Annotated in this window: 18 protein-coding genes and 3 tRNA genes; 4 read left to right on the top strand and 17 right to left on the bottom strand. The window is 41.1% G+C overall.

The features are described 5' to 3' along the window. Positions 1-10 precede the first annotated feature (10 nt). The 7 genes from B9T19_RS10190 to B9T19_RS10160 form a co-directional block, all read right to left on the bottom strand. The gene (locus B9T19_RS10190; protein ID WP_094568525.1) at positions 11-1,159 is read right to left on the bottom strand and encodes a glycerate kinase; all 1,149 of its coding nucleotides are present in this window, start codon (positions 1,157-1,159) and stop codon (positions 11-13) included. 178 nt (positions 1,160-1,337) lie between these two features. Next, positions 1,338-2,843, bottom strand: coding sequence for a carbon starvation protein A (locus tag B9T19_RS10185; protein ID WP_094568524.1), 1,506 nt, complete (start codon positions 2,841-2,843; stop codon positions 1,338-1,340). Positions 2,844-3,302: 459 nt separating this feature from the next. Then, a complete protein-coding gene (locus B9T19_RS10180; protein ID WP_094568523.1) occupies positions 3,303-3,638 on the bottom strand; it encodes a non-heme iron oxygenase ferredoxin subunit in 336 nt (111 codons plus the stop codon). A 193-nt stretch (positions 3,639-3,831) separates the two neighbouring features. Beyond that, positions 3,832-3,906, bottom strand: a tRNA-Glu gene (locus B9T19_RS10175). A gap of 442 nt (positions 3,907-4,348) precedes the next feature. Then, entirely contained in the window at positions 4,349-5,779 is a 1,431-nt protein-coding gene (gene lpdA / locus B9T19_RS10170) for a dihydrolipoyl dehydrogenase (RefSeq protein ID WP_094568522.1), read from the bottom strand. Positions 5,780-5,888: 109 nt separating this feature from the next. Continuing rightward, positions 5,889-7,088: a 2-oxoglutarate dehydrogenase complex dihydrolipoyllysine-residue succinyltransferase gene (odhB, locus tag B9T19_RS10165; RefSeq protein ID WP_094568521.1), complete on the bottom strand. Its 1,200-nt coding sequence runs from the start codon at positions 7,086-7,088 to the stop codon at positions 5,889-5,891. A gap of 123 nt (positions 7,089-7,211) precedes the next feature. Beyond that, positions 7,212-10,058 carry a 2-oxoglutarate dehydrogenase E1 component gene (locus B9T19_RS10160; protein WP_094568520.1) on the bottom strand — a complete coding sequence of 949 codons (2,847 nt, stop codon included), beginning with the start codon at positions 10,056-10,058 and terminating at the stop codon, positions 7,212-7,214. A 238-nt stretch (positions 10,059-10,296) separates the two neighbouring features. Here B9T19_RS10160 and B9T19_RS10155 point away from each other — a divergent pair, with 238 nt between their 5' ends. From B9T19_RS10155 to B9T19_RS10145, 3 genes are all read left to right on the top strand, one after another. Then, positions 10,297-11,169: a LysR substrate-binding domain-containing protein gene (locus B9T19_RS10155; protein ID WP_094568519.1), complete on the top strand. Its 873-nt coding sequence runs from the start codon at positions 10,297-10,299 to the stop codon at positions 11,167-11,169. A gap of 219 nt (positions 11,170-11,388) precedes the next feature. Beyond that, positions 11,389-12,363, top strand: a complete 975-nt coding sequence (gene moaA, locus B9T19_RS10150) for a GTP 3',8-cyclase MoaA (protein WP_094568518.1) — start codon at positions 11,389-11,391, stop codon at positions 12,361-12,363. A 290-nt stretch (positions 12,364-12,653) separates the two neighbouring features. After that, positions 12,654-12,860 (top strand): hypothetical protein, encoded by a 207-nt coding sequence (locus B9T19_RS10145; protein ID WP_094568517.1) that lies wholly within the window; start codon positions 12,654-12,656, stop codon positions 12,858-12,860. A gap of 271 nt (positions 12,861-13,131) precedes the next feature. Here B9T19_RS10145 and B9T19_RS10140 read toward each other — a convergent pair. The 9 genes from B9T19_RS10140 to B9T19_RS10100 all read right to left on the bottom strand — a co-directional run bounded on the left by B9T19_RS10140 (position 13,132) and on the right by B9T19_RS10100 (position 19,271). Next, positions 13,132-13,208: transfer RNA gene (locus B9T19_RS10140), tRNA-Arg, on the bottom strand. 296 nt (positions 13,209-13,504) lie between these two features. Continuing rightward, positions 13,505-13,581 (bottom strand) — tRNA-Arg (locus B9T19_RS10135). 106 nt (positions 13,582-13,687) lie between these two features. Then, the gene (locus B9T19_RS10130; protein ID WP_094568516.1) at positions 13,688-14,068 is read right to left on the bottom strand and encodes a SirB2 family protein; all 381 of its coding nucleotides are present in this window, start codon (positions 14,066-14,068) and stop codon (positions 13,688-13,690) included. 76 nt (positions 14,069-14,144) lie between these two features. Further along, positions 14,145-15,098 (bottom strand): D-2-hydroxyacid dehydrogenase, encoded by a 954-nt coding sequence (locus B9T19_RS10125; protein ID WP_094568515.1) that lies wholly within the window; start codon positions 15,096-15,098, stop codon positions 14,145-14,147. Positions 15,099-15,148: 50 nt separating this feature from the next. Then, positions 15,149-15,625: an SsrA-binding protein SmpB gene (gene smpB / locus B9T19_RS10120; protein ID WP_094568514.1), complete on the bottom strand. Its 477-nt coding sequence runs from the start codon at positions 15,623-15,625 to the stop codon at positions 15,149-15,151. Between the two features lie 298 nt (positions 15,626-15,923). Continuing rightward, positions 15,924-16,406, bottom strand: a complete 483-nt coding sequence (locus B9T19_RS10115; RefSeq protein ID WP_143436886.1) for a hypothetical protein — start codon at positions 16,404-16,406, stop codon at positions 15,924-15,926. A 158-nt stretch (positions 16,407-16,564) separates the two neighbouring features. Continuing rightward, positions 16,565-16,957 (bottom strand): NirD/YgiW/YdeI family stress tolerance protein, encoded by a 393-nt coding sequence (locus tag B9T19_RS10110; protein WP_094568512.1) that lies wholly within the window; start codon positions 16,955-16,957, stop codon positions 16,565-16,567. 230 nt (positions 16,958-17,187) lie between these two features. Next, a complete protein-coding gene (locus B9T19_RS10105; RefSeq protein ID WP_094568511.1) occupies positions 17,188-18,618 on the bottom strand; it encodes an ATP-binding protein in 1,431 nt (476 codons plus the stop codon). Beyond that, a complete protein-coding gene (locus tag B9T19_RS10100) occupies positions 18,615-19,271 on the bottom strand; it encodes a response regulator transcription factor (RefSeq protein ID WP_094568510.1) in 657 nt (218 codons plus the stop codon). Before B9T19_RS10100 ends, B9T19_RS10105 begins: the two co-directional genes overlap by 4 nt. Before the next feature lie 196 nt (positions 19,272-19,467). On the opposite strand from B9T19_RS10100, the gene B9T19_RS10095 reads away from it, so the two are divergent. Beyond that, the gene (locus tag B9T19_RS10095; protein ID WP_094568509.1) at positions 19,468-19,929 is read left to right on the top strand and encodes a PACE efflux transporter; all 462 of its coding nucleotides are present in this window, start codon (positions 19,468-19,470) and stop codon (positions 19,927-19,929) included. A 170-nt stretch (positions 19,930-20,099) separates the two neighbouring features. On the opposite strand, the gene B9T19_RS10090 is transcribed toward B9T19_RS10095, so the two are convergent. Then, positions 20,100-25,516, bottom strand: a 5,417-nt coding sequence (locus B9T19_RS10090) for a tandem-95 repeat protein (RefSeq protein ID WP_143436885.1), incomplete at its 5' end; no start/stop codon positions are given.

The raw sequence follows: 25,516 nt of genomic DNA, 5'->3' as shown, positions 1-25,516 counted from the left end.
AATAGATGATCTATAACATCTTACCGACTTTTAATATTGCCGCTACATTCTCTGCCGTTTGCTCAAGATTCTTCCTACTCTCTAGGTATGCTTCTTCTAACGTACAAGGAGAATTGAGAATACTCACAAGCGCATCAACTCCCGCCTCTTTTACAAGATGAGCTCCATCTCCAAGGCTGCCGGCGATCGCTATGACCGGAATATTATGCGCTTTAGCGATCCTTGCAACCCCTATTGGTGCTTTACCATGGAGAGTTTGTCGATCTATTTTTCCTTCTCCGGTAATAACAAGATCGGCATCGGCGATCAATGCCGCAAAATTGATCAAATCCAAAACAAGCGCTATCCCCGGCCTCAATCTACCTTGGAGAAAAGTGAGGGCTGCAAATCCCATTCCACCGGCCGCACCACTTCCTGCATGATTTTGAATAGCTTGCACATCACACGCTAATGTCTGCGCAACGATCTTTGCATAATGGGCTAGCGCATTATCTAACTGAGAAACCATCTCCGCCGTTGCACCCTTTTGTGGACCAAAAATTGCTGAAGCGCCCTGCTCTCCTATCAATACAGTATCCACATCACAAGCAACCTCAAAATGGCACTCCTTAATAGCCGGATCAAAATATCTACTATCGATAAAGGCGAGCTCTTTTAAAGAGAGTCCGCCTAAAGGGAGTAGATTCCCTTTTGCATCCAACAACTGTAGACCTAGCGCCGCTAACATGCCGGCACCACCATCATTAGTCGCACTCCCCCCTAAACCTAAAATAATATGTCGAATGCCTCGCGCTAATGCATCTTTGATCAACTCACCCGTTCCAAAGCTCGTTGTTATTCGCGGATCTCGTTGCGCTAATGGAACATGCGCTAATCCACTAGCTTCTGCCATCTCAATCACAGCGCTCTTTCCATCACCAGTAATTGCATAAGATGCCTCTACCGGCTGACCTAACGGTCCCATTACAGAGAGCATCACTCTTTGCCCCTGAGTTGCTCTGATCACTGCATCGATTGTCCCTTCCCCACCATCTGCAATCGGCACTAAATGATACTCTGCCATTGGATAATGGAGAGAGAACCCTTTTTGAATCAATTGCGCTACCTCAAGAGCAGATAAGCTCTCCTTATATGAATCTGGAGCAATCACAATCTTCATATCTCCTCCTCTCACCTTCTCATTTCTCCCATTTCTCCCATTAAAAAAACTCCCAGAATTATCCGGGAGTTTTATCTAATACATATCTAATACTTATCTAATACTCTTTACCCTACTATTCACATTATTAAAATTCACTTAAAGTGCGTTTAAAGTCGTGATCATAAAATATAAGAGATTATAAGCCTTTACAGGTGAAGTCATAGCCACCCTCTTTCATCGTGCCATCCCAACCTGTTAAATCTTCTTCTAAAGGCAGTCCACATGCTCTTTGACGTTTTGCTTGCCAGAAAAAGAGTGCAACAAGCGCAATTGAGATAATCACCGCTCCGATCTGAGAGATCTCTGTCGAGAGACCAAAGCCGATCGGCTGCTCTAAAATATAGGTAGTTGTCGCTAATAACATAAAAATTCCCGGCAATAGTGAGATCCAGTAATTCTTACCGCCAATATAGAGATACATCGCCCCTACAAAGAGCGCTATCACTGCTGTCGATTGATTCGCCCATGAGAAGTAACGCCATAAAATATTAAAATCGAGCTGAAGAAGAATAGCAGAGATAACAAACATTGGAAGAGCAATCCAAAGACGCTTGCCGACCTTATCTTGTCCAATCTTAAGATAATCCGCAATAATCATTCTTGCACTTCTAAATGCGGTATCACCAGAGGTAATGGGAAGGATAATCACACCTAAAATCGCTATTGTTCCTCCTACACCACCTAACATCATAACAGCCACTTTACTAACGACTAATGCCGGACCACCTTCTTTCAATACCGCATTTAATCCCTCGCCAAAAGGTGCTACTGGATCATAGAACATCGCCATCGCTGCCGCAGCCCAGATCATTGCAATAACACCTTCTGCAATCATCATGCCGTAGAAAATTTTTCGCCCATGCCCTTCATTCTTAGTTGTACGTGAAATAATAGGCGATTGCGTTGCATGGAAACCTGAAAGTGCCCCGCAAGAGATTGTCAAAAAGAGTAACGGGAAGATCGCAAGACCACCAGGATGAAGATTATCTAAGGTCAACTCAGGAATATTGCCCGCCTGCCCTGTAACAACTAAACCAACACCAATACCGATAGCACTTAAAACTAAGAGCATCCCGAAGAAGGGATAGAAGCGCCCGATGATCTTGTCGATCGGCAATAGCGTTGCTAAAACATAGTAGATAAAGATAATACCAACTATAATTGCGAGACCAACTTTACCGCCCATCAGATCATAGAGTAACTGTCCTGGAGCCGAAACAAACACCGTTCCTACAAGAACAAGCAGCAGTAAGGCAAAGGCATTGACAATATGGCGCATCGATTTTCCTAAAAACTTTTCCGCAAGTTCAGGAAGATGAGCCCCACGATTTCGAATCGAGATCATTCCCGTTAAATAATCATGAACTCCTCCGGCTAAAATACAACCAAAGACGATCCAGATAAAAGCAACGGGGCCATAAAGCGCTCCCAAAATCGGGCCGAAAATCGGACCGACGCCGGCAATATTGAGTAACTGAATCAATGAGTTTTTAGCCGTATTCATCGGTACGTAGTCAACACCATCGCTACTCGTATATGCCGGTGTAGGCCTCTCTTTCACTCCAAAGACCTTCTCTACATACTTCCCATAAGTGAAGTAACCTATAATAAGCAGTAATATACCGCCGATAAATGTAAACATCTTCTCCTCCTAAAGTTAAGGGCACCACCCACATAAAATAGGATAATGTGATCAATCTCTAATAGCGCTACTGATCTTTCCGACCTTTTCGATCATTTCTCTTTAATGATTCTTTTTTATTATTGATGATCAGACTCAAGATTGATGACTCAATCCCGGCACACTATTAACCCTTGTCACATCTCCTCTTTAAAACTAAACTTCAACAAGAGTGAGTTAAAACTGCTGCTCAATCTTGTCATTTTATCCGACTACTATCGAACTTAAAGACTTACTATAGCCCTATCTCTTATATACCCTTTATTTTCTATTTTGTACAATCTCCAATATCATTTTAATGATCTATAGGGATCTATAAGAAATCTATAAGGAAATAAAAAAAGAGCCCTTTAGGCTCTTCTTCTGTTCCATTCTATGGTTTACCAACTTCTCGATCTATGACGACCTTCTACCGATCCTCTATTTAAGCATTGCAGCCTCTGCCTCTAATTCACTATCGATATAGACCTCATTGCCCTCCACTAAGACACGATAGGTACGGAGTGGTTTCTTACAAGGAGCCGCTGTTGCTTCCCCTGTCATAATATTAAACTCTCCCCAATGCAATGGACAGCTGATCGTGTCATCAAAATAATCACCTTCAGAGAGAGAGGCTGTTGCATGGGTACATTGATCATCCGTTACAAAGTATTCCTCTTCTCGATTAAAGACAAGGAGTTCACCTATTTCCGTTTCAAACTTACGCATCTCTCCTGCTGTAAGATCATCCACTTTACATATAAAAATTTTTGCCATCTATAACTCTCCTATTTCTGATATCTCATCTCATCGAGATCAGCTCTGTAATAGATCCGGATAGATCCAGATAGATCTACTTACTAACTAAATATCACTTAAATATCACTTATTAAATATCAATGCATACAATATAAATGAATACCTCTAGAAACCAAAAAAGCCTACTGATATAATCAGTAGGCTTTATATTTGGCGTCCCTACGGGGATTCGAACCCCGGTTGCCGCCGTGAAAGGGCAGTGTCCTAACCGCTAGACGATAGGGACTAAATCTATTCTCTTGGAAGCTTCTCCTCGTGAACAGGTGACTATAATAGTATGAACACTAAAGTATGTCAAACAGATCCCACACTTTTTTTGATCTATTATTGATCAACAATGAGATTTAATAATACTATTCATATATATCAATGAGTTATAGTACCATTAAGACCTATCTATAAAGAGATTTTTAATAAAATTGCGCGCTCAATATCGAGATATATCGAACCATATCAAGTTATGAAATATTTCAATCTAACAATCACACTCTAGCAATCGATAAAAAAGCACTACCTCTTATCAAGAAGTAGTGCTTACTCTTCGTTTATAGGGACCATAATTAACTACGATGAGAGATGAGTAAGATCAAAATGTAAGATCAACGGAATACTTCATTCAATCTTTTTAAGTGCTCACCTCAAACCTTGCTAACTATTTTTGCTCCATACTATTTTCGATTCATCATATGAATTGCGCTTTTATGAATACCATGCGCCGCTTCCATAACACTCTCTGCAAGTGTTGGATGCGCATGCATTGTGCTTGCGATATCTTCTGAAGTACCACCAAACTCTAAAACAATCACAGCTTCATGAATCAACTCTGATGCATTAGGGCCTACAATATGCACCCCTAATAACTTATCTGTTTTTGCATCAGCAATCACTTTCACTAAACCTTCCGTTGATCCCATCGCTTTTGCACGACCTGATGCTGCAAATGGGAAGGAGCTAGTAATCACTTCGATACCATCTGCTTTACATTGCTCTTCAGTTTTACCTGCCCATGCAATCTCAGGATGAGTATAGATCACCCATGGCACCGCATCATAATTAACACGAGCATATTGACCAGCAATGCGTTGCGCCACAGCAATACCTTCTGCAGAACCTTTATGCGCTAACATAGGTCCACGAACAAGGTCACCAATCGCCCAAACATGTGGAATATTGGTCTGACACTGATCGTCGACTTTAACTAAACGACCATCCATCTCAAGACCTACCGTCTCATCCACAATTCCATCTGTGAATGCTTTACGGCCTACAGCAACTAATAAGTAGTCAAACTTCTCTTCATGCTCACCACTTTTGTCACTATATTTAACAGTAACACCATCATCCGTTGCGACTGACTCATTCACACGAGCACCAAGGCGAATATCTAAACCTTGCTTCTTAAAGTGCTTAGCTGCATCTTTTGCAATCTGCTGATCTGCCGCTGAAAGGAACTTATCCATCGCTTCAAAAATAACAACTTCAGCACCTAAACGGGACCAGACACTTGCCATCTCAAGACCGATAACACCAGCGCCAATGACGCCTAAACGCTTCGGTACAACCTCTAGGTCAAGAGCACCTTCAGAATCTAAAATACGCTGATTATCGACTACTGCAGATGGAATATCCATCGGTACAGAACCGGTCGCTAAAACAACATCTTTTGCTTTATAGGTTTCAACTTTACCGTCATGATCAGTGACTTCAACAACATTATCTTTTAATAACTTTCCTGTACCTTGTAGCCACTCAACCTTATTCGCTTGGAACAACATCGAAATACCCGCAGTTAATTCAGAGACAATCTTATCTTTACGAGCAATCATTGCCTTAGGATCCATTTTAATCCCTTCAACAGAGATACCGTGATCTGCACCGTGATCTTTCGCTGCTTCATAGAGTGCTGATGACTCAAGCAGTGCCTTAGAAGGAATACAACCTACGTTAAGACAGGTCCCACCTAAAACAGGCTTTCCTGATTTGCCAATCCATTTTTCAACACAGGCAACTTTTAAACCCAATTGAGCTGCACGAATGGCATTAACATAACCTGCAGGACCACCACCGATTACGATGACATCAAATTCTTTCTTCGCCATAAAATATTCTCCTTGAAAAAGATCCTTTATCGATAAAAGGTCAATAAAGGATCTTCTCTAATATCTATAATTGTTACTACCCACTAAAGCTCTATTGCTTCTTCACTGATTAGAGTTCAAGAAGCATACTTGCTGGGTCTTCGATTGATTCTTTGATTGAGACTAAGAATCCAACTGCTTCAGCACCATCGATGATTCTATGGTCATATGAGTGAGCAACATACATCATCGGTGCAGCAATAATTTGACCATCTTTAACAATTGGACGCTCATAAGTATTGTGCATACCTAAAATACCACTTTGTGGTGGGTTGATAATCGGCGTTGAGAGCATTGAGCCAAATACACCACCATTTGTGATTGTAAATGTACCACCTGTCATCTCTTCGATAGTTAAAGTACCCTCTTTCGCTTTTGTTGCATATTCAATAATTTGCTTCTCAATATCAGCAAGGCTTAATTGATCTGCATTACGAATAATTGGCACCACTAAACCACGTGGTGAAGAGACGGCAATACCGATATCGAAATAACCATGATAGATAATATCATTACCATCAATCGAAGCATTAACAGCTGGATACTTCTTAAGTGCTTCAACTGCTGCCTTAACAAAGAAAGACATAAAACCAAGTTTTACACCATGGGTCTTAGTGAAACGATCTTGATACTTCTTACGCATCGAGATCACAGGTTCCATGTTGATCTCGTTGAATGTTGTTAACATTGCTGTGCTATTTGTAGCGTCAAGAAGACGCTCTGCAATACGGGCACGAAGACGCGTCATCGGTACACGCTTTTCAACACGCTCACCGGTTGGAACAGAAGCAACTGGCGCTGCTTTACTCGCTGCAGGTGCCGCTTTCGCACCACCATTTTTCAAGAAGTTTTCAATATCTTCTTTAAGATGACGACCATTTTTGCCGGTTGCCGGGATCTTGCTAATATCAAGGTTATTCTCTTCAACTAAGCGACGAACAGTTGGTGACATTCCCACTTCTTCATCACTCTCAACAGTGGCGGCCGCACTGCTCTCTTCTGCTTTAGGCGCTGCTTCTGCCTTAGGTGCTTCGCCAGCTTCGATAATTGCTAAAACAGTTCCTTCTGTAACATCTGTGCCCTCTTCAACTTTGATCTCTTTAAGAACGCCGCTCACTGTTGCAGGAACTTCTAACATCACTTTGTCAGTCTCAAGATCAACAAGGTTCTCACCCTCTTCAATAAACTCACCTACTTGTTTATGCCAAGCAGAGAGTAATGCATCAGCAACTGACTCTGGTAATACCGGAACTTTAATTTCAACACTCATGGATTTTCTCCTATGTATAAATATATAACTGTTATATAAACTTTTAATGAAGCTTTTAATTCTGTTGATAACTGTTGATAAGTAAGGAGCTCCACTAGGAGCCCCCTAATCGACAATCAATCATTACTCGGTTGGAAAGATTGCGTCAAGAAGCGCTTTCTCCTGCTCTGCATGAACATGACTATATCCCACTGCAGGCGCAGCTGCTGCCGGACGAGTCACAAACCTTAAAGCATGCTTATCACCTAATAACTCAATTAAATGCGGATAGACGAAGGTCGCATATCCTTGGTTTCTAGGTTCATCCTGCAAGAAGATTACCTCTTTCGCATTAGGATACTTTGCAAGCTCTGCAGCTAATGCCGCCGCTGGGAATGGATAGATCTCTTCTAAACGAATGATTGCTGTTTTTTCATCATTCACCGCAGCTCTGCGATCTCTTGCATCATAGTAGATCTTACCAACACTGATCACCACACGTTCTACCTTCGCTGCATCAATTGCATCAATCTCTGATAAGACCGAACGGAAAGTGCCCGTTGCAAGCTCTTCTAAAGTGCTCACTGCTTGACGATGGCGTAATAAGCTCTTAGGTGACATCACAATTAATGGCTTACGATAATCTTGATGCATCTGACGACGGAACATATGGAAAGCCTGTGCCGGCGTTGTCGGCACAACAAAACTCATATTATTCTCTGCACAGAGCTCTAAGAAACGCTCAGGACGTGCCGATGAATGCTCAGGTCCTTGACCTTCATATCCATGAGGAAGCAACATTACAAGACCATTATAGCGACGCCATTTTGTCTCACCTGAGGCGATAAATTGGTCGATAACCACCTGTGCGCCATTCACGAAGTCACCAAATTGCGCTTCCCAGATCACAAGCGCATTAGGTTCAGTCGAGGCATAACCATATTCAAAACCTAAAACGCCAGCTTCTGAAAGAATAGAGTCAATAACGGTAAAGTTTGCTTGATCCTTTGTCAGATGCTGAAGCGGAATATAGCTACTACCATCTTCCTGATTGTGATAAACCGCATGACGATGGAAGAATGTTCCACGTCCTGAGTCCTGCCCTGTAATACGGATAGGATAGCCCTCTTCAAGAAGAGTTGCATACGCCATAATCTCAGCAAAGCCCCAATCGATCTCTAACTCACCCTCACCCATTTTAAGGCGATTATCGTGAATTCTTTGAACACGATTATGGAGTTTTAAGCTCTCAGGCAATTGATTCATAATGCGGGTAAGCTCGGTGATTCTTGAAGGAACAACACCTGTTTCAGGAACAACGGGACCCTCTTCATCAAAGCGATCATGCATTTTTGAGATCTTTTCCCACTTCTGCATATAGGAACTATTGATCGACTCAACAGTTGGGAATCCAACAGGTGTACCCTCTTCCAACTTATCGCGATACTCTTGTGTGAAGTTTTTAAAGTCTTCTTCCGTAATCAATCCTTGAGCGATAAGGTGATCTGCATAGATACGTGCTGGGGTCTTATGATTACGCACTTTCTTATACATCATCGGCTGTGTTGCACTTGGCTCATCAGCTTCGTTATGACCTAATTTACGGTAGCAGACTAAATCGATCACAACATCTTTATGGAAGGTATTACGATAGCCCAAGGCTAATTGCATCACATGCTTCACCGCTTCAGGATCATCACCATTTACATGTAAAACAGGCGCCTGAACAATCTTCGCCGCATCAGTACAATACTCAGATGAACGCGCATCTAGCGGATTTGATGTTGTAAAACCAACACGGTTATTGACAACAATATGAACTGTTCCCCCGGTTGTATAACCACGAGCTTGAGACATCTGGAGCGTCTCAAGAACAATTCCTTGTCCTGCAAATGCTGCATCACCATGAATCAACACAGGAAGCACAGTATTAAATGGGAGATGTCCTGTGGGTGTGCCTGGCTCAATACGACGCTCTAAACGTGCACGAACAGATCCTTCCACAACAGGATTTACAATCTCAAGGTGAGAAGGGTTAAATGCAAGCGCAAGATGCACAGGAGGATTATCGGGCGATGCGATCACTGAGGAGGAGTACCCCATATGATATTTTACGTCGCCAGAACCTTTCGAGAAGGTTGGAACGCCCTCAAACTCTGCAAAGAGCTGTTTAGGAGCTTTTCCTAAGATATTAACTAAGGTATTAAGACGACCACGATGAGCCATCCCGATCACGATCTCTTCCGCACCAAAATTGGAAGCACCTACGACCATCTCATGGAGCATCGGAATTAAAGCATCCCCACCCTCTAATGAGAAGCGTTTTTGTCCAACATAACGAGTATGAAGATAACGCTCTAATCCATCTGCTGAGATCAACTCTTTTAAGGTCTCAATACGCTCTTCATCACTTAAACGATAATGATCTTGAACCTCTTCTAAACGCGTTCTAATCCAGTCGCGCTCTGCATCTTTAGTGATATGCTCAAACTCAGCACCAATATGTCCGGTATAAGTTTTCTTTAAAACATCTAAGATATCACGAAGCGTCATCTCTGATTTGCCCGCTAATCCACCTGTTTTAAAGGTTGTGCCCATATCCATTTCAGTTAAACCATAATGACCGGGATTGAGTTCAGGCACATTAGGGATATCACGTAAATTAAGAGGGCATAAGTCTGCTACTTGATGCCCTCTACGGCGATATTCGCCAATTAAATTGAGTACTGCAACTTGCTTCTCAAGATGTGCTTCATCCACACCCGCAGATTGCACTCGCACCCCTTGGTGACGCATCTGCTCAAAAGCACGCTTAACAGGTCCTTGAGCTACATCCTCGCCTTGACTATTTTTAAAGTCGGCAAAATAGGCCTGCCATTGTGCAGATACAGAACTTGGATCTTCGAGATATGATTCAAACATCTCTTCGACATAAGTCTGGTTTGCACCGTAGAGTGCCGACGTCTCTCTAAACTTATCGATTAGTTTCATTGTTATCGCTCACTTAAGTCGTCTAAAATTAATAGGAAATTAAAAAGAAAGAAATTTCCCTCATTATAGCCCATTTTTCTCCATTTCGCGCAATTTGTAACCTGATCAATCTTTCACATTTCAATAGCGCATCAAGGGCTGATAAACATGGGATTTATGCTTAATTAGAATCACCTTAATGCAAATATGTTAGTATGTAAATCATTCACTACATTAATGTTACTTATGGGAATAATGCATGAAATTAAATGAACTTCGTTACTTCATTGCGGTTGCGGAAGAGCGGCATTTTGGCCGAGCAGCGCAAAAGTGTTTTATCTCTCAACCGGCATTATCTATTGGGATAAAAAACCTTGAAGCCTCGATGGATGTCTCACTCTTTGAACGAACCACTAATGAGGTTCTTCTTACGCCTGAAGGTGAAAAAGCACTTCCCAAAGCTCGCAAAATTTTTGAGCTTGTTGATGAATTGCTCTCTTTGAGTAAAGAATCCGATTCAATAGAGGGTCGTTTCAATCTCGGGATTATCTTCACTATTGCACCCTATCTTCTTCCTAGAATGATTCCTCTTTTAAGAGAGGCTGCACCCGAGCTACAACTCAACCTCTTTGAAAATATGACGGACAATCTTCTCCCAATGTTAAAGACAGGTGAGATCGATGCCGCAATTCTTGCACTTCCTATTGCTGATCCAACCTTTGAGGTGATAGAGCTTTATGAAGAACCTTTCTTTGTGATAACCCCTAAAGAGCATCCCCTCAATGAGAAAGAGGTGATCTCGCCCGATGAGATTCATGAATATGATCCGCTGCTTCTCAATATTGGTCACTGCTTTCGTGATCAAGTACTTGATCGCTGCAAAGAGATCAATGCAACAAGCTCTCATCATCACTCACTTGAGACTATTCGCAATATTGTGGCAGCTGGCCATCAAATTTCAGTACTCCCTAAATATGCATTAACAGATGATCATTTGAGTGAGTTACTTCACTACATCCCATTTACAGAGCCCGTACCTACGCGGAAAGTTGCACTTGTCTATCGAAAAGAGTTCACACAGATGAAAAAGATCGAAACAATTGCAAAATGTATTAAAGACCTCAATCTTTAGTAGCTCTTTTAAGAGATCCCTCATAGAGCTGAGTCTCTATAAAACTCGCTCTAGAGGCAAACTTATTGAACTTGCTAAGCATGAGATCACACTAGAATAATCCTAGATGGCGCTAGATGAGATACCTTATTAAACACCACTTATTATGTAGATCATCTATCCCATCTCAATGTTTCTCAATGCTTCTAATAGCAATCCATTTCAGGGAGATTTTAATAAATGTTAATTGATCAGTTTGGTCGTAAAATTGATTATGTACGAATCTCAGTGACAGATCGATGCGACCTTCGCTGCACCTACTGCATCCCTAAAGGGTTTAAAGGTTTTGAGGTCAATAAAAATTGGCTCACATTTGATGAGATTATTCGCGTTGTTAAAGCTTTTTCAGCAATGGGAACCGATCACTACCGCATCACCGGCGGTGAGCCTCTTTTAAGAAAGGATGTCACCGAGCTCATTGCACGAATGAAAGAGATCCCCACCATAAAAGATCTCTCTATGACCACAAACGCAACACAACTCGAACGCCTAGCAAAACCCCTAAAAGAGGCGGGACTTGACCGTCTTAATATTAGCCTCGATTCACTCAATCCCCTCACTGTCCACCAAATTACAGGCAATGATTGTATCGATAAAGTTAAAAGAGGAATCTTTGCCGCAATCGATGCGGGCTTTGAAATGATTAAGATCAACATGGTACCGATGATTGGAATCAATGATCAGGATATCGACAAAATGATCCAATTCTGTATCGACAATGGCTTAGTTCTTCGCTTGATTGAAGCAATGCCAATGGGAATAACCGGACAAAGTACAGAAGGAAAAGACCTCACCAAACTACTAGAGACCTTAAAAGTTAAATATGGTTTAGTAGATGCTCCACAAAAACTCGGACAGGGGCCAGCTCGATATTACCAATCGCCAGATGGTTCTTTCACTTTTGGATTAATCACCCCATTGAGTCAACACTTTTGTGATAGCTGTAATCGTGTTCGTCTTGCTGTCGATGGCACCCTCTATATGTGTCTCGGACAAGAGGAAGCTTACCCCTTAAGGGAGATGCTTAGAGATCATTGTAGTGATGAAGAACTTCAAAAGGCGATTAGAGAAGCAATCGATCTTAAGCCCCAAAAACATGAATTCAGAACAGATGCAACTAAAATTAAACGAATCATGTCGATGACAGGTGGTTAATCAATAGATTGCAACATCCTTCAACAGTAGTGCTACTGAAAAATGGGCTAAAAACATTATTGAAATATCGACCGATCTTAAACTAATATTAGGCTAATATTAGACCTATACGAAAAGAGATAAGTGAAAAGCAGATAGGTATTAAAACCAATAGGAAAAACCAATAGTAATAACGAATATTAAAAGCAAATATTAAAACGAGGATTAAGCTTCCAGTCAAAAATGAAGCTTTCAACAGACCCGATAGAATCGAAGATTAAGTAATCAAATTTGTAAGATGGAGATCAATTATGAGTAAACAATATGGCGTTCGAATGACTTTACCCCCTAATGCAACTTTTATGCGTGAAAATCTTCTAGGACCTGACTTTAAGGCGGAAAGATGGTTTGAGAGTGCAGAAGCTCGACAAAAATTCTTAGATAGCTATCAAAAAGACTTTATCTATTACCGTGTTGGCGATCGCCCTCACTATCAATATGAGTTAATCGAAAGATAAATCACTCTTACTCCCGCTTTTAGTATTTTACTTTTAGCGGATAGAGTATTACTGATAATCGCATCATCGTCATTCAAAAAGACCTTATGGCATTGCCTCACTATTCCGGCAATAACAATGACGGGAAGCAAATGACGGTGATAGCTAATCTATGGATCATTCGCCCAACCCCTAAAGAAGATCTTAATCGAGCAGCAAAATAGCTTCAAAACAGATTCAAAATAGACCAATAAAATAAAACCCCTTACTCGAAAGTAAGGGGTTTATCGTATGGCGCGCCCAGAAGGAGTCGAACCTCCGACCGCCTGGTTCGTAGCCAGGTACTCTATCCAGCTGAGCTATGGGCGCTTAACTAAGATCATTACTATACCCGATATTTTCAGAATGTCAAACAAAAGATACCGAAGAGAATCAAAATAGTTGTGTGATGTGATTATGAGTTATGAGTCATACGTTATCGCTATCGTTATCATTATTGTTACTGAGGAGAGGTTATAAACCTCCAACGCATAAAAGCAGCAGAATCCATCTATATCCATCTACAGGGATCTACAGGGATACCACTACAACAAACGCCTCTACTAAACTCATTAGAACTCACTAAAAAATAAAACCCCTTACTCGGAAGTAAGGGGTTTACTATATGGCGCGCCCAGAAGGAGTCGAACCTCCGACCGCCTGGTTCGTAGCCAGGTACTCTATCCAGCTGAGCTATGGGCGCTTAACTAAGATGGTTAGTATATAACAATTTTAGTAACTTGCAAATTTTTGTCTACTCTTTATCCGTTTTAGAACAGAGCAGATTAATAGTGATTTAAAATGGTGAATTAGAATAGTTGTGGCTTCATCATCGCCATCCAGACAACTGCCATCGCCATACTGTTACAAATCAGATAGTTAATCAATCTTGTAGAGAGTGCAAAGTTCTGTCTCATCGCTAAAACAGCAAACAGAATATAGAGCACCATAAAGAAGAGTTTTACCCCTAACCAACTTCCTCCCAATGAAAATGGATTAATAGAGAGCGCAACCGCCAATAAGATACCGGTCAATAAGAGAAAAGTATCAATAATATGTGGTGCTATACGTGCCCATTTGGGTCTTGCTACTAAAAAATATTTCCAAAAACGGAAGTTGAAAAAGATAATTGAAAAGAAGGCAAGCATAATATGTGTATGCTTTAGCCCCATATAAGACGCTGCTAACATCGATATTCCTCTAGTAACTATAGTGATCAATCAGGCAATAATGACACACTCAACCCTACAAGATCAAATAGCATCCCTAACTAACAACATTCATCGGCTCTCCGGCAACAAACTGATTGATATTATCTTGTAATAGAACCACCAGTTTGGCTAAAGCCTCCTCACTGGCGTATGCCGTATGAGGCGTTAAAATTAAATTCCCAAGATCATCAGCTAAGAGTGGGTTATCTGGCTTAGGGGGCTCTGAAGTCAATACATCTATACCGGCACCTCCTACTTGTCCACTACGCAAGCCTTCGGCTAAATCAGCTTCATTCACTAATCCTCCACGACTCACATTAAGAATAACAACCCCTGGCTTCATCTTTGCGATCTCTTTCGCTGAAATAAGATTTTCTGTCTCCGACGTTAAAGGAGCATGGATCGAATAGACATCACTCTTTTCTAACACATCAGAGAAACTCTCATATCCTGGGCGAATCGTCGATGCATCCTTTCGTTCAGAATAGAGAACCTTCATTCCAAAACATTCTGCATACTTTGCAAATTGTGAGCCGATACTTCCGCGCCCAAAGATTCCTAATGTTTTTCCTTTTAATTCATAGATAGGTGCACCAAATAGGGAGAAGAAGGGTGACTTTTGCCATTCACCGGCACGAACACGTGCTTCATAAAGTGGAAGACGATGAACTAAAGAGATCATCATCATAAATGCATGCTCTGCAACAGCCGTCTGACTATAGCCAGCAACATTCGAGACGGTAATGCCAAGTTCTCTAGCTGCGACAACATCGATCATATTGAATCCTGTTGCCGCTACCGCAATCAATTTCAGCTGTGGATTAGCTTCCATCGCCGCGCGGTCGATCGGCACCTTATTAGTAATCGCAATTTCACAACCTGCTAATGTTTGAGCAACCTGCTCTTTAGGGCAATTATCAACCTCAATTAACTCATAAGGAAAGTTAAAAGAGAGATCAAAGCGACTCATTGTTCCATGATCTAAAAAGACAATCTTTTTTCTATCCATCTTCTCCTCCAGTTTTCATGAATCTTTATTCAATTTTTTATGATTTAACATTATCGATGTTCATGACGAAGTATTCTCTGCTTCTCACGATTCCAGTCTCGCTCCTTAATTGTCGCTCGTTTATCGTGATCCTTTTTCCCTTTCGCCAATCCTATCTCTACCTTAACCATTCCCCGCTTCCAATACAAACTTAAGGGAACAATTGTATATCCCTTCTGATCTACCGCGCCCATCAAGCGATCAATTTCACGGCGATGGAGCAGTAATTTACGCGTCCGTGTATCGTCAGCATAGATATGGGTTGAGGCGGAAAGTAGAGGAGTAATGCGGGAGCCGATCATATAGACCTCCCCATTTTTAATCTGCACATAAGCCTCAGAAAGTTGCCCACGCCCCTCTCTTAAACTCTTAACTTCCCAACCTTGTAGCTCAATACCCGTCTCGATCTTCTCTTCAATAAAGTAATCATGGTAAGCGCGTTTATTACCTGCAATCTGCGCACTACCTTTTTGTGGTTTTTTTGCCATTTTTTACCTCTATTTATCAATCTGTAGATCTCTCTACCAGTCCTTGTATCGCTGAATGATTCTCAGCAGTATCACAAGTCGAACCTCTATTTTAATACAACTGAGCTATCATCTCTAAAATAATCGCTGATAACGCAATGCTCTCATCTCTCTATCTATTTTTTAATGATTTTAGAAGAGTGTGAATAGATACGATATAAAAAAACCCTTATCCCCACAAAAGTGAGAATAAGGGAAACTTAGGTTTAGTAGATTAACTTCGCTTTTATAAACTACATCTATTCACTAATATTATCGCTTAGTTACGCCCTTCCATCTTTTTAGCACCTTTATCGCCCTTCATTGAGCCATCGCGGTGCTCTTTTGCTCTCTTCTCTTTCTTATGCTCTTTTTTATGTTCTTTCTTATGGTTCTTTTTATACTCTTTATCACTATGATGTTTCTTACCATCTTTAGAGTTAGCTCGCTTCTCCTTTTGAGCCTCTCTCTTACCATCGGCATTCTTCATCTCTTTGCGTTGCTCTTTCATCTCTGCTTTATCGCCATTACGCTTCTCATTTTGAGCTTTTCCAGGACAATCTCCTGTTGCACATTCATCCTTATGAATTCTCGCTTGTGCTCTAATCTGTCTGGGCTCTGTCGGCGCTTTTGCTTTCTCTTGGATCGCTTCAACTCCCGCCTTCTCTGTTGCCGGCACTTCAACTTTCGGCACATCGACTTGAGCAAAAGCAATTGAAGAACTTAAAATTAAGGTTGAAAGTAAAAATAGTGGACGCATCATTGCACTCCTTTAATATCAGTAATATATCTAAGATGATGGTATAAATATTATGAGTAATATGAGTAAACTCAGTGGCCAAATCAGCAGGTTAAGCAGACATACGGTATTAAATCGTTATATGTCGCTATATGTCGCTACTTGGTAGTCAGGCTATTTAGTTATTCAGCAACAACTTCGCCACTCTTTTTAACAACCCTATCAACATCAATATCGGTTGGTTTATGGCGGTGATGATCCACTTCACCATAGATCACGACGGTATCTTCAGGACCGACTTTCACGCCTCTCCAATCATCATGATCGATCTCAATAGTGATTTCACCACTTTGATCTTTAAAGCGGTACTTATCACCACCTAAATGCTCTACAATTTTTCCTTCAAGGATCACTTTTGTATCATCTTTAAGGTGTCGCGCTTGCTCAACAGAGAGCACATTTTCTAACTTGTTGGCAACTTCAGCCTGTACATTATCAGTTAAGGGTCCTGTAAATTGAGCAAAAGCAAGTGATGAACCTAACATTAATGCCGATACTAATAGTAATTTTCGCATTGTATACTCCTCTCTTAAGTAGAGATTAAAAATAGGGAAAGAAGGGATTCATCAATGACCTCTGCCTCTCTTCTTGACCAAGAGAATTCGATAATCTTAAGAGTCTCTTCTCTATCTACGAACTATTAGACCAAATTAACCTTAACTAAATCTTAAGAAGATAATATTTTTAGATAAAATCTTCAAAATAATAGACCAATCACAAAAGTGATCGATTACCCTTAAAGTTACTATCTCTTTTCTACGGGAAAGATAAGCGAAACCTCTAAACCATCTAACTCCGGCTTAGAGCGAAGATGCATCTCGCCGCGATGAAGTTCCACGATCTTCTTCACAATCGATAGTCCTAGGCCGCTCCCAATCTCATCAGTTCCTAATACGCGATAAAAGCGCTGACCTAGTCGAGCAAGCTCTTCTGGCTCGACACCTCGCCCATTATCCCTCACCTTAATGATCGCTCTCTCGGATACTCCTTTAGCAGCATTTACAAAAACTGTTTCCGAAGTGACCTCTATCTTCGACCCTCTTGGAGAGTACTTTAAGGCATTATTAATTAAATTTTTAAGGGCAATATAGAGTAGATCATAATTGGCACAGAGCGAGACTCTCTCTTCGTGGAAGTGAATCTCGATTCCCCTTCGCGTAGCCTCCTCTTTAAAACTCTCATTAAGGTCAGAAAAGAGCACTGAAAAGAGTAACTCCTGCTTTAATAGATCGCTATTTTCATCGGGAGAGAGTGGATCTAATCGAGCTAATAACATGAGATGCTCAATTAAGTGGGTCGCGCGCGATATATCATGTTGAAGCGGAGCTAAATCAGCGATCAACTCTGGTCTTAAACGTCTTAGGAGTTGTAACTTCATCTGAATCGCACTCAATGGAGTCCGAAGCTCATGAGAAGCATCCGCGGTAAATTGTCTTTCATGCCGGCGGGCTGTCTCTAAATTGGTTAACAACATATTAAGTGAATCTTCAATGGCAACGATCTCTTTACTACGAGAGTGGGTTGCAATAGGCGTTAAGCTCTTCGAGGAGATCCGTTTAATCTGTTGTGAAACTACCGTTAATGGTCGTAGGCCAAAATAGATAAAGAGCCCATTAATAAGAAGTGAAATTAACAAAACTATTCCTCCCGCTAAAATCAGCTGCTTTGCCAACTTCTCTAAAAATTGATAGCGCATCTCTACCGCATGGGCAACTTGCACTTCAAAGTTTGCATGCCTTGGCTTTAAGAGAAAAACCCGCCAATCCTTGCCCTTAATCTTGATGGTATTAAAGCCCTTATACCCCCGACGATCACTCGTTGCTATAAAGGGGCGATTAGGTGCTGAGCTGCTCTTTGCAATCACCACACCTTGATTGATAATCTGGAAATAGAACTCATTATCTTCTAAATCCATATGCCCCTTAACAGGACGGCCCCCTAAATTCTCACGATAAGCTAACTGCGCTAAGGTCTGAGCGGAGCGTTTTAATGCCTCATCTAGAACCTCTTTTGTCTGATCCCAGCTAAGGTAGGTCGTAATAGAGAGACTAACACCGGAAACCAATAATGTAGAAGCAACGATACTCGCCATCAATGTTGCACGAAGAGAGTAGAGCCTCTTTTGCCCTTTTCGCCGCTGTTGCCACCACTGTTGTAAATTCTTCAATCGTCTCATTCACTACCTAGCGTGTAACCTAAATTACGTCTTGTTTTAATAAAATCATTGCCGAGCTTTTTTCGCAGATGGTGGATATGGACCTCTATTGCATTACTCTCCACCTCATTTCCCCAAGCATATAACTTATCTTCTAGCTGCTCTCGCGTAAAAATTTGTGTAGGATTCTGCATTAAAGTGTGCAACACAGCATACTCTTTAGCAGTTAAAGAGATACTCTCTCCATTTCGAGTCACACTCTTTGTTGTAGGATCTAAAATAACATCTCGATGCTCAAAGAGCGTCTGCAATTTACGAGCTGATCTCCGAGAGAGTGCGCGAATTCTTGCACTCAACTCTTCTAGATCAAAAGGTTTTACTAAGTAATCATCTGCACCAAGATCTAACCCTTCAATCCGATCAGCAATACTATCTTGCGCAGTAATCATAATGATCGGGATCGACTCCCCTTTCTCTCGCAACTTCTTCAATACAATATCTCCAGAAGCGCCGGGAAGCCCTCGATCTAATAGGACAGAATCATAAGTATCGATCAAAACATTTTGTGCACTCACTCCATCCATCACCCAATCAACCACATAACCATCCATCTCTAGCCATTTTTGAAGAGTCTCTCCTAATGACCGATCATCTTCTACAAGCAATATTTTCATAAAGCACTCCTCTGTATCTTTTAGCATCCTAGCGTGATCGCCTTAAAAATATCTTAAGCCCTCGCTCTAGTATGCGTTTTTCTTTCCCTTTTCTCTATTTTATTAAACACTTTTGTGATACAAGGGAGTGATCATTCACGAAAAGTAGTAGAAGGTAGGTAGATAGAGCCTTTGCTCAATCCCTAAATATTATATTATGACTATTGCAACAGTAAGATCACTGAAAGAACGCTTTTTTCATGCCCTACTCTTTGAGATTTTGGCGATTCTCTTTACGATGTTAATCGGAGTCTTTCTTCTTCATAAACCCATAGATGCTATGGGCATAGTTTCCGTACTAATCTCCGTTACTGCACTACTTCTCAATATTGTTTTCAACTGGATATTTGATAAGCTCTTCCCTTTTGTTAATGGTGAACGACCCGTTTCCATCCGTATATTGCATGCATTGAGTTTTGAGGCAACGCTCATTCTCTTTACGATCCCGATGCTTGCTTATATTTTAAGTGTCTCGCTTACAGAAGCCTTTATGATTGAAGTCGGATTACTCATCTTCTTTCTCTTCTATACCTATCTCTACAACTATCTCTACGATAAGAGCCGGCAGTGGCTGATTAAACGATATCAACAAAAAAGAGTTCAAAAAAAGAGTGAATAATTGACACTGAATTAACATGCCTTTGACCGATTAATATCACATCATAACACCCTGTAAAACCTATAAATCCCCATAAAACCAATAAAAATGCCTAAGAAGCTTCCTTCCTAGGCATTTTTTTATAAGTCTGAAGATTTAAAGTCTCATCAGATCGACTTCAAAATGATCATCTAGCCGATAATGATCTGATTATTCTGCAACAACTCTTCTAACGTAATCTCATTCTGTTGATTCGTTAAAATCAGTAATGGCTCCGGCTCATGGGTTGTTCTACCACCATCTCGATCAACAAAGAGTGTTGCTGTTTTCTCCTCTTCATCGTACTCAATATTGATAAACTTACTAACTTTATCACTATCTTGATATAGAAGATCTTGAGACGTTAACCCCTCAAAGAAGCCAGATTTGAACTTAATCATATCCGCGTTATCATCAGAAGAAGGATTACCTACATGGAAATCAACCCAAGTATCAACACCATGCCCACCTTTACTATCTGCTTTTACAAGAAGATCGTAAATTAAGGTGTCATTACCCGTTGTTCCGGTACTGATCAGATCATCCCCTTCAGTTGCGATAATCTCACGACTAGGCGGCAATACCTCCAAAGTAAAGTCATAACTACTCTCACTACTATCACCATTGGCCTTCTCTGTCGCCGTAACAGTTACAGAGACCTTATAATCACCAAGCTCCGCTTCTTTAGGCATTACTAAGACAAGATCTTTGAAGTCTAATTCTCCAGACTCTCCGACAACTGTAATAGTGCCATCAGATCCAGCAAGAGCAGTTCTAACTTCAGTATCACCATTCATATGGGTAACAGTATAGGTTAACTCAGCTCCCTCTACTAATCCTGTTAACTTCATCGTTAAGAATTCTGAGCCATCTCTATCTGTTAAAGAAGCTTGAATCTTACTTAAGTTAATTTGATCTGTTTCAGAGCCTTTATAACCATACTTCATACTATAGAAGCCACGACCATTACCGTCTGGATCATTAAGATGACTATCTAACTGAACAAAGTCCGGCAACTCTTTTGCAATTGCCTCTTTAGAAGGATAGTACTTCACATCGCTACCATCCTCTTCGGTCACCTTGAAGTTATAGTTTCCATCGCCCCTTTGGTTATAAACATAAAAATCAAAGGTATAAAATCCTGATTCAGTTACCTCAAATATTTGCTGCTGTACTCCGGCACCAACTCCAGCCCAGCTCACATACTGTTGTGAGACATCACCAATTACAATCATCCCGGTATCATCAGCAGAACCCACATACTTATAAGTCTTACCCGCTTCTAAATAAACGAATCCCGTGATATAAACTGCACCATATGTTGGAACTCCATTCTTTTTAGCATTAGGGTCATCCCAACCAGGAGATGTCAGGCTCGTTGTCGCCTCTACATGATTAGGCTGCCTATGTTTAAATAATGCATCAATACCATTCACGAGAACATCTGGATTAATACCATTTCCTGCACCTTGCCCATATGGGTATTGTGGTGTTGACGTATCATTAAAATTATACTTTTTCCCTCCTATTATTTCGACACCATCAGTACGCCCACCAATATTGTTCCAAACATACTTGTTCAGAGTAAGTTCAGTCACATCAAAACCCATATCTCCTTCTGTTACTAAAGGTTTATCTGCAACAGGGTTAATGATCACTTCTTGCTCTACAATCGTACTATTACCGAAACTATCGGTCACCTTAATCTGGAAGCTGGTCTTTCCCGACCAATCCTTAGCAGGATTAAATATGAAATATCCTGATGAATAAATATCACTAATAGTCCCTACTTTAGGATCTAAAGTACCCTCAACAAGTTCATAGGTTAACTCTCTCTCACCTTCAGGGTCCTTTGCTCTGACATACTGCCATACCGCAGAAAGATCAGTATCTTCATCTGCAACAATTGGGGTTGTCGTCGCAGTAGGTGCTTTGTTCGTCTTCATCTCCGCTGAAACTTCTGCTGACTTATTACCAGCAAAATCAATAACCTGAGCTGTAACCTCGTAATCGGGATCAACAAAGGTCTTAGCCTCTTCGCTTGAAAGATTTAATTCCCAAACGAATCCTTCCTTAACGGTTGTTTCATAACTCTTCTCACCAATTGTAATAGTGACTTTATTACCTACTTGAGCATTTTTAGGCGTAGTTCCTTTAATGGTCAAACCATCTTCTTTCTCTGTATCTGTTAAGGTGTCATCACCACCTGCAATCTCAGTAATCTCGATAGTTGGCACAGCCATATCTACAGTAAAGATAAACTTCGGAGAGTTATCGCCTTTCTGCTCACCACTCTTATCAAAAACAGCTGCTTCTAGTGTTACTTCCCCTTCAGCAAACATACCTGTCGTTGTTAACTTACCAAGATCCTCTTTCTTTGTGGTAAAACGATAGGTATCCTTCGCTCCCGGTACAGGGACTAAATCCTTAACATCTATTTCGATATATTTCTCAGCTGCTCTATAAGCGAAAACACGCACAGAACCGACAATATTCATCTGTTCAGCATTGATAACGACAGTACCGCTAATTTCTCCTGAAGGATCATTGGTGTAACCACCATTCTCAATAATCTCAACATTGAGATCCCCTGTGTCAACATAATCGAGATATTGATCAATTTTTGGAGTTGGCAATTGGATAACGGTTGGATCATCTTGTGAATCATTGTTAACACCGATATTTCCAGCCTTATCTGTTACATAGACCTTAAACTCTGTCGACTCATCAATATTCTCCTTACCAACAGGTACCTTGATAGCAAGATATTGCTTTCTTTCCTTATAAATCTCACCAACCTTGCCTTCTACAGTCTGCTTTTCACCATTTGTGTCGATATAGGTTACCGTTACCTTATCACCCGTTTGTGCATGATAAACATAGGTTGGGTCACCACTAATCAACGCGGTTACATTACCTTCCTCAGCATCATACTGCACAAAGGTTGCTTGGGGTGCCACCGTATCCACAACAAATGTATATTTCTCAGAAACCTCACCGACTTTACCTGTAGTAGGATCGACAGCTCTTACTTGAAGATAGATATTGTCATTACGAAGCTGGTCTGCCCACCAAGTGGTCTGTAATGCCTTTTCAAGAGTAGCTTCATCAAGCTTCCAATATCCATCTTCATCAACTGCTACTTCAAAGTACTGTGGATAACCTAAGCTATCCATTTCGCTATCATCTGCAGCATGTTGCTTATTAATATAGATACGAACAGTCTCTACACCTTTTGCTGCTTTTCCTTCAATCTCACCTAATGAGTCATTACTATAGATCACAAACTCATTACCATCGCTCTCAACAAGTTCCGGCTCATCTAATAGAGATGCGGTAGTCGCTGAAATTGCAACAACTTCCCCATCTTCTAAACGATTATCATTAATTGAGACTTTAACTTCATAACGCTTACCTGAGTCATCTTGGAACTGGAAGATTTCAGTTAAAGGCCCTCTTGAAGCAATAAGCGCTTCAGATACAGCCGCATCACTATTGAGTTTATAGGTCCACTCCCCATCGCTACCCAATGTAAAGAGACCATACTCACCTTCAATCTCGATCGTACCATCCAATTCTTGCCCATTAGCATGGGTGAAATATGAGCCTTCAGAGAAAGCTAATTCTGTAGAAGCCTTACTTGAGATCTCTATCCCCTCAGCCACACGTCCTACATCTGTAACTGTATTTTGCACACTATCGATATCATCATAGTAACCAGTGACATTCGCAGTCGGTGCGTCAACACTATATGTTTTTTCAGCAGGTTCACTCTCATTCCCTGCGCGATCTTTCACGACAGCAGATACTGAACCATCAAGCAATTTCGCAGCATCTTCTGCAGAAACCGTAATATTCCATTGACCATCTACAACTTCTGTTTCAAGCGTAACTGGAGATCCATCTTTCGTATTTAAGAAAGTAATCGTTACCGTTTGCCCCTCTTCTACACCCGTAGCACTTCCTGAAACAACAAATTCTGCTTTTTCTGAAGTAGAAGAATCACCTTCCTTTGGCTGAGTCCAAATAACTTTACCATTTGAGCCAACTTCATCAATCGTGATTTCTGGCTCTAAAATATCTAGACCAGGATTCTCTTCATCGATAAATCCAGGGAGATAATCATAGGCATAAATATCTTTACCTTCGATATCGACAACACTTGCTTCAACACTAATTTCAGAGCCTTCAGCAAAGCCATCACTTTCAACAATTTGATAACTATATTGTCCCTCATTCCCGGTAAGAGTTAACTCAGCATCACGTTCGATAACAACAGACTCACCATTTTTATCGATTCCTGTAATAACTAACTTCACAGGTCCTTTCGCGACCTTCATTGTCTCACCTTCAATCAATCCTTTATTATTGATTGAGGTTGTAATCTTACTTGAGTCACCATCAACAAGAATCGTAATAATGCCCTCTCCAGACAGCTTCTCTTCTGTATCGTCTGTAGCTTTAACCTCGAGCTGATAACCTCCTTCAGGAGCATCTTCGCTATTTAAGGTCTTGCCATCAGCAAGCGTTATCTTTCCTGTTTCAGGATCGATAACAAAGAGTCCTTCATCATTACCTGAGATGATCTCATAGGTAATCTTATCGCCATCAACATCAACGTCTTTTCCAGTATTCTTGTCATTAACATCGTATAACTCAGTACCGGAAGCAAGGCTTTGGCCGACGGTGGTTTCTGCATCAATAATTTCTGGCGCATCATTCACCGGTGTGATTGTGATCGGAACTTCAACCGTTACTTCACCACCTTGACCATCTGAAACAGTCACTTTAAAGCTATCATCGCCATTGAAATCTGGATGAGGTTTATAGGTATACTGACCCGTTTCTGGAGTTAACTCTAACGTCCCATTCTTAGGCTGTTCAGCCACGGTATAGGTTAAATCATCACCATCGATATCAGTCGCGATGATCTTCCCCTCTTTCTCCGTATCTTCATCGATAGTAAAGCCTTGATCAGCATCTGCTTCCGGTGCATCGTTCACCGGCGTGATTGTGATCGGAACTTCAACCGTCACTTCACCACCTTGACCATCTGAAACAGTCACTTTAAAGCTATCATCGCCATTGAAATCTGGATGAGGTTTATAGGTATACTGACCCGTTTCTGGAGTTAACTCTAACGTCCCATTCTTAGGCTGTTCAGCCACGGTATAGGTTAAATCATCACCATCGATATCAGTCGCGATGATCTTCCCCTCTTTCTCCGTATCTTCATCGATAGTAAAGCCTTGATCAGCATCTGCTTCCGGTGCATCGTTCACCGGCGTGATTGTGATCGGAACTTCAACCGTCACTTCACCACCTTGACCATCTGAAACAGTCACTTTAAAGCTATCATCGCCATTGAAATCTGGATGAGGTTTATAGGTATACTGACCCGTTTCTGGAGTTAACTCTAACGTCCCATTCTTAGGCTGTTCAGCCACGGTATAGGTTAAATCATCACCATCGATATCAGTCGCGATGATCTTCCCCTCTTTCTCCGTATCTTCATCGATAGTAAAGCCTTGATCAGCATCTGCTTCCGGTGCATCGTTCACCGGCGTGA

It is taken from the genome of Ignatzschineria sp. F8392 (assembly GCF_002252045.1).
Lineage (GTDB): Bacteria > Pseudomonadota > Gammaproteobacteria > Cardiobacteriales > Wohlfahrtiimonadaceae > Ignatzschineria.
Note: the sequence above shows the minus strand (reverse complement) of the source record. Positions and strands in the feature narration are given on the sequence as shown.

Coding starts and splice junctions, on each gene's coding strand:
- B9T19_RS10190 (WP_094568525.1), bottom strand. CDS start 1,159: ATGAAGATTGTGATTGCTCCAGATTCATATAAGGAGAGCTTATCTGCT.
- B9T19_RS10185 (WP_094568524.1), bottom strand. CDS start 2,843: ATGTTTACATTTATCGGCGGTATATTACTGCTTATTATAGGTTACTTC.
- B9T19_RS10180 (WP_094568523.1), bottom strand. CDS start 3,638: ATGGCAAAAATTTTTATATGTAAAGTGGATGATCTTACAGCAGGAGAG.
- lpdA (WP_094568522.1), bottom strand. CDS start 5,779: ATGGCGAAGAAAGAATTTGATGTCATCGTAATCGGTGGTGGTCCTGCA.
- odhB (WP_094568521.1), bottom strand. CDS start 7,088: ATGAGTGTTGAAATTAAAGTTCCGGTATTACCAGAGTCAGTTGCTGAT.
- B9T19_RS10160 (WP_094568520.1), bottom strand. CDS start 10,058: ATGAAACTAATCGATAAGTTTAGAGAGACGTCGGCACTCTACGGTGCA.
- B9T19_RS10155 (WP_094568519.1), top strand. CDS start 10,297: ATGAAATTAAATGAACTTCGTTACTTCATTGCGGTTGCGGAAGAGCGG.
- moaA (WP_094568518.1), top strand. CDS start 11,389: ATGTTAATTGATCAGTTTGGTCGTAAAATTGATTATGTACGAATCTCA.
- B9T19_RS10145 (WP_094568517.1), top strand. CDS start 12,654: ATGAGTAAACAATATGGCGTTCGAATGACTTTACCCCCTAATGCAACT.
- B9T19_RS10130 (WP_094568516.1), bottom strand. CDS start 14,068: ATGTTAGCAGCGTCTTATATGGGGCTAAAGCATACACATATTATGCTT.
- B9T19_RS10125 (WP_094568515.1), bottom strand. CDS start 15,098: ATGGATAGAAAAAAGATTGTCTTTTTAGATCATGGAACAATGAGTCGC.
- smpB (WP_094568514.1), bottom strand. CDS start 15,625: ATGGCAAAAAAACCACAAAAAGGTAGTGCGCAGATTGCAGGTAATAAA.
- B9T19_RS10115 (WP_143436886.1), bottom strand. CDS start 16,406: ATGATGCGTCCACTATTTTTACTTTCAACCTTAATTTTAAGTTCTTCA.
- B9T19_RS10110 (WP_094568512.1), bottom strand. CDS start 16,957: ATGCGAAAATTACTATTAGTATCGGCATTAATGTTAGGTTCATCACTT.
- B9T19_RS10105 (WP_094568511.1), bottom strand. CDS start 18,618: ATGAGACGATTGAAGAATTTACAACAGTGGTGGCAACAGCGGCGAAAA.
- B9T19_RS10100 (WP_094568510.1), bottom strand. CDS start 19,271: ATGAAAATATTGCTTGTAGAAGATGATCGGTCATTAGGAGAGACTCTT.
- B9T19_RS10095 (WP_094568509.1), top strand. CDS start 19,468: ATGACTATTGCAACAGTAAGATCACTGAAAGAACGCTTTTTTCATGCC.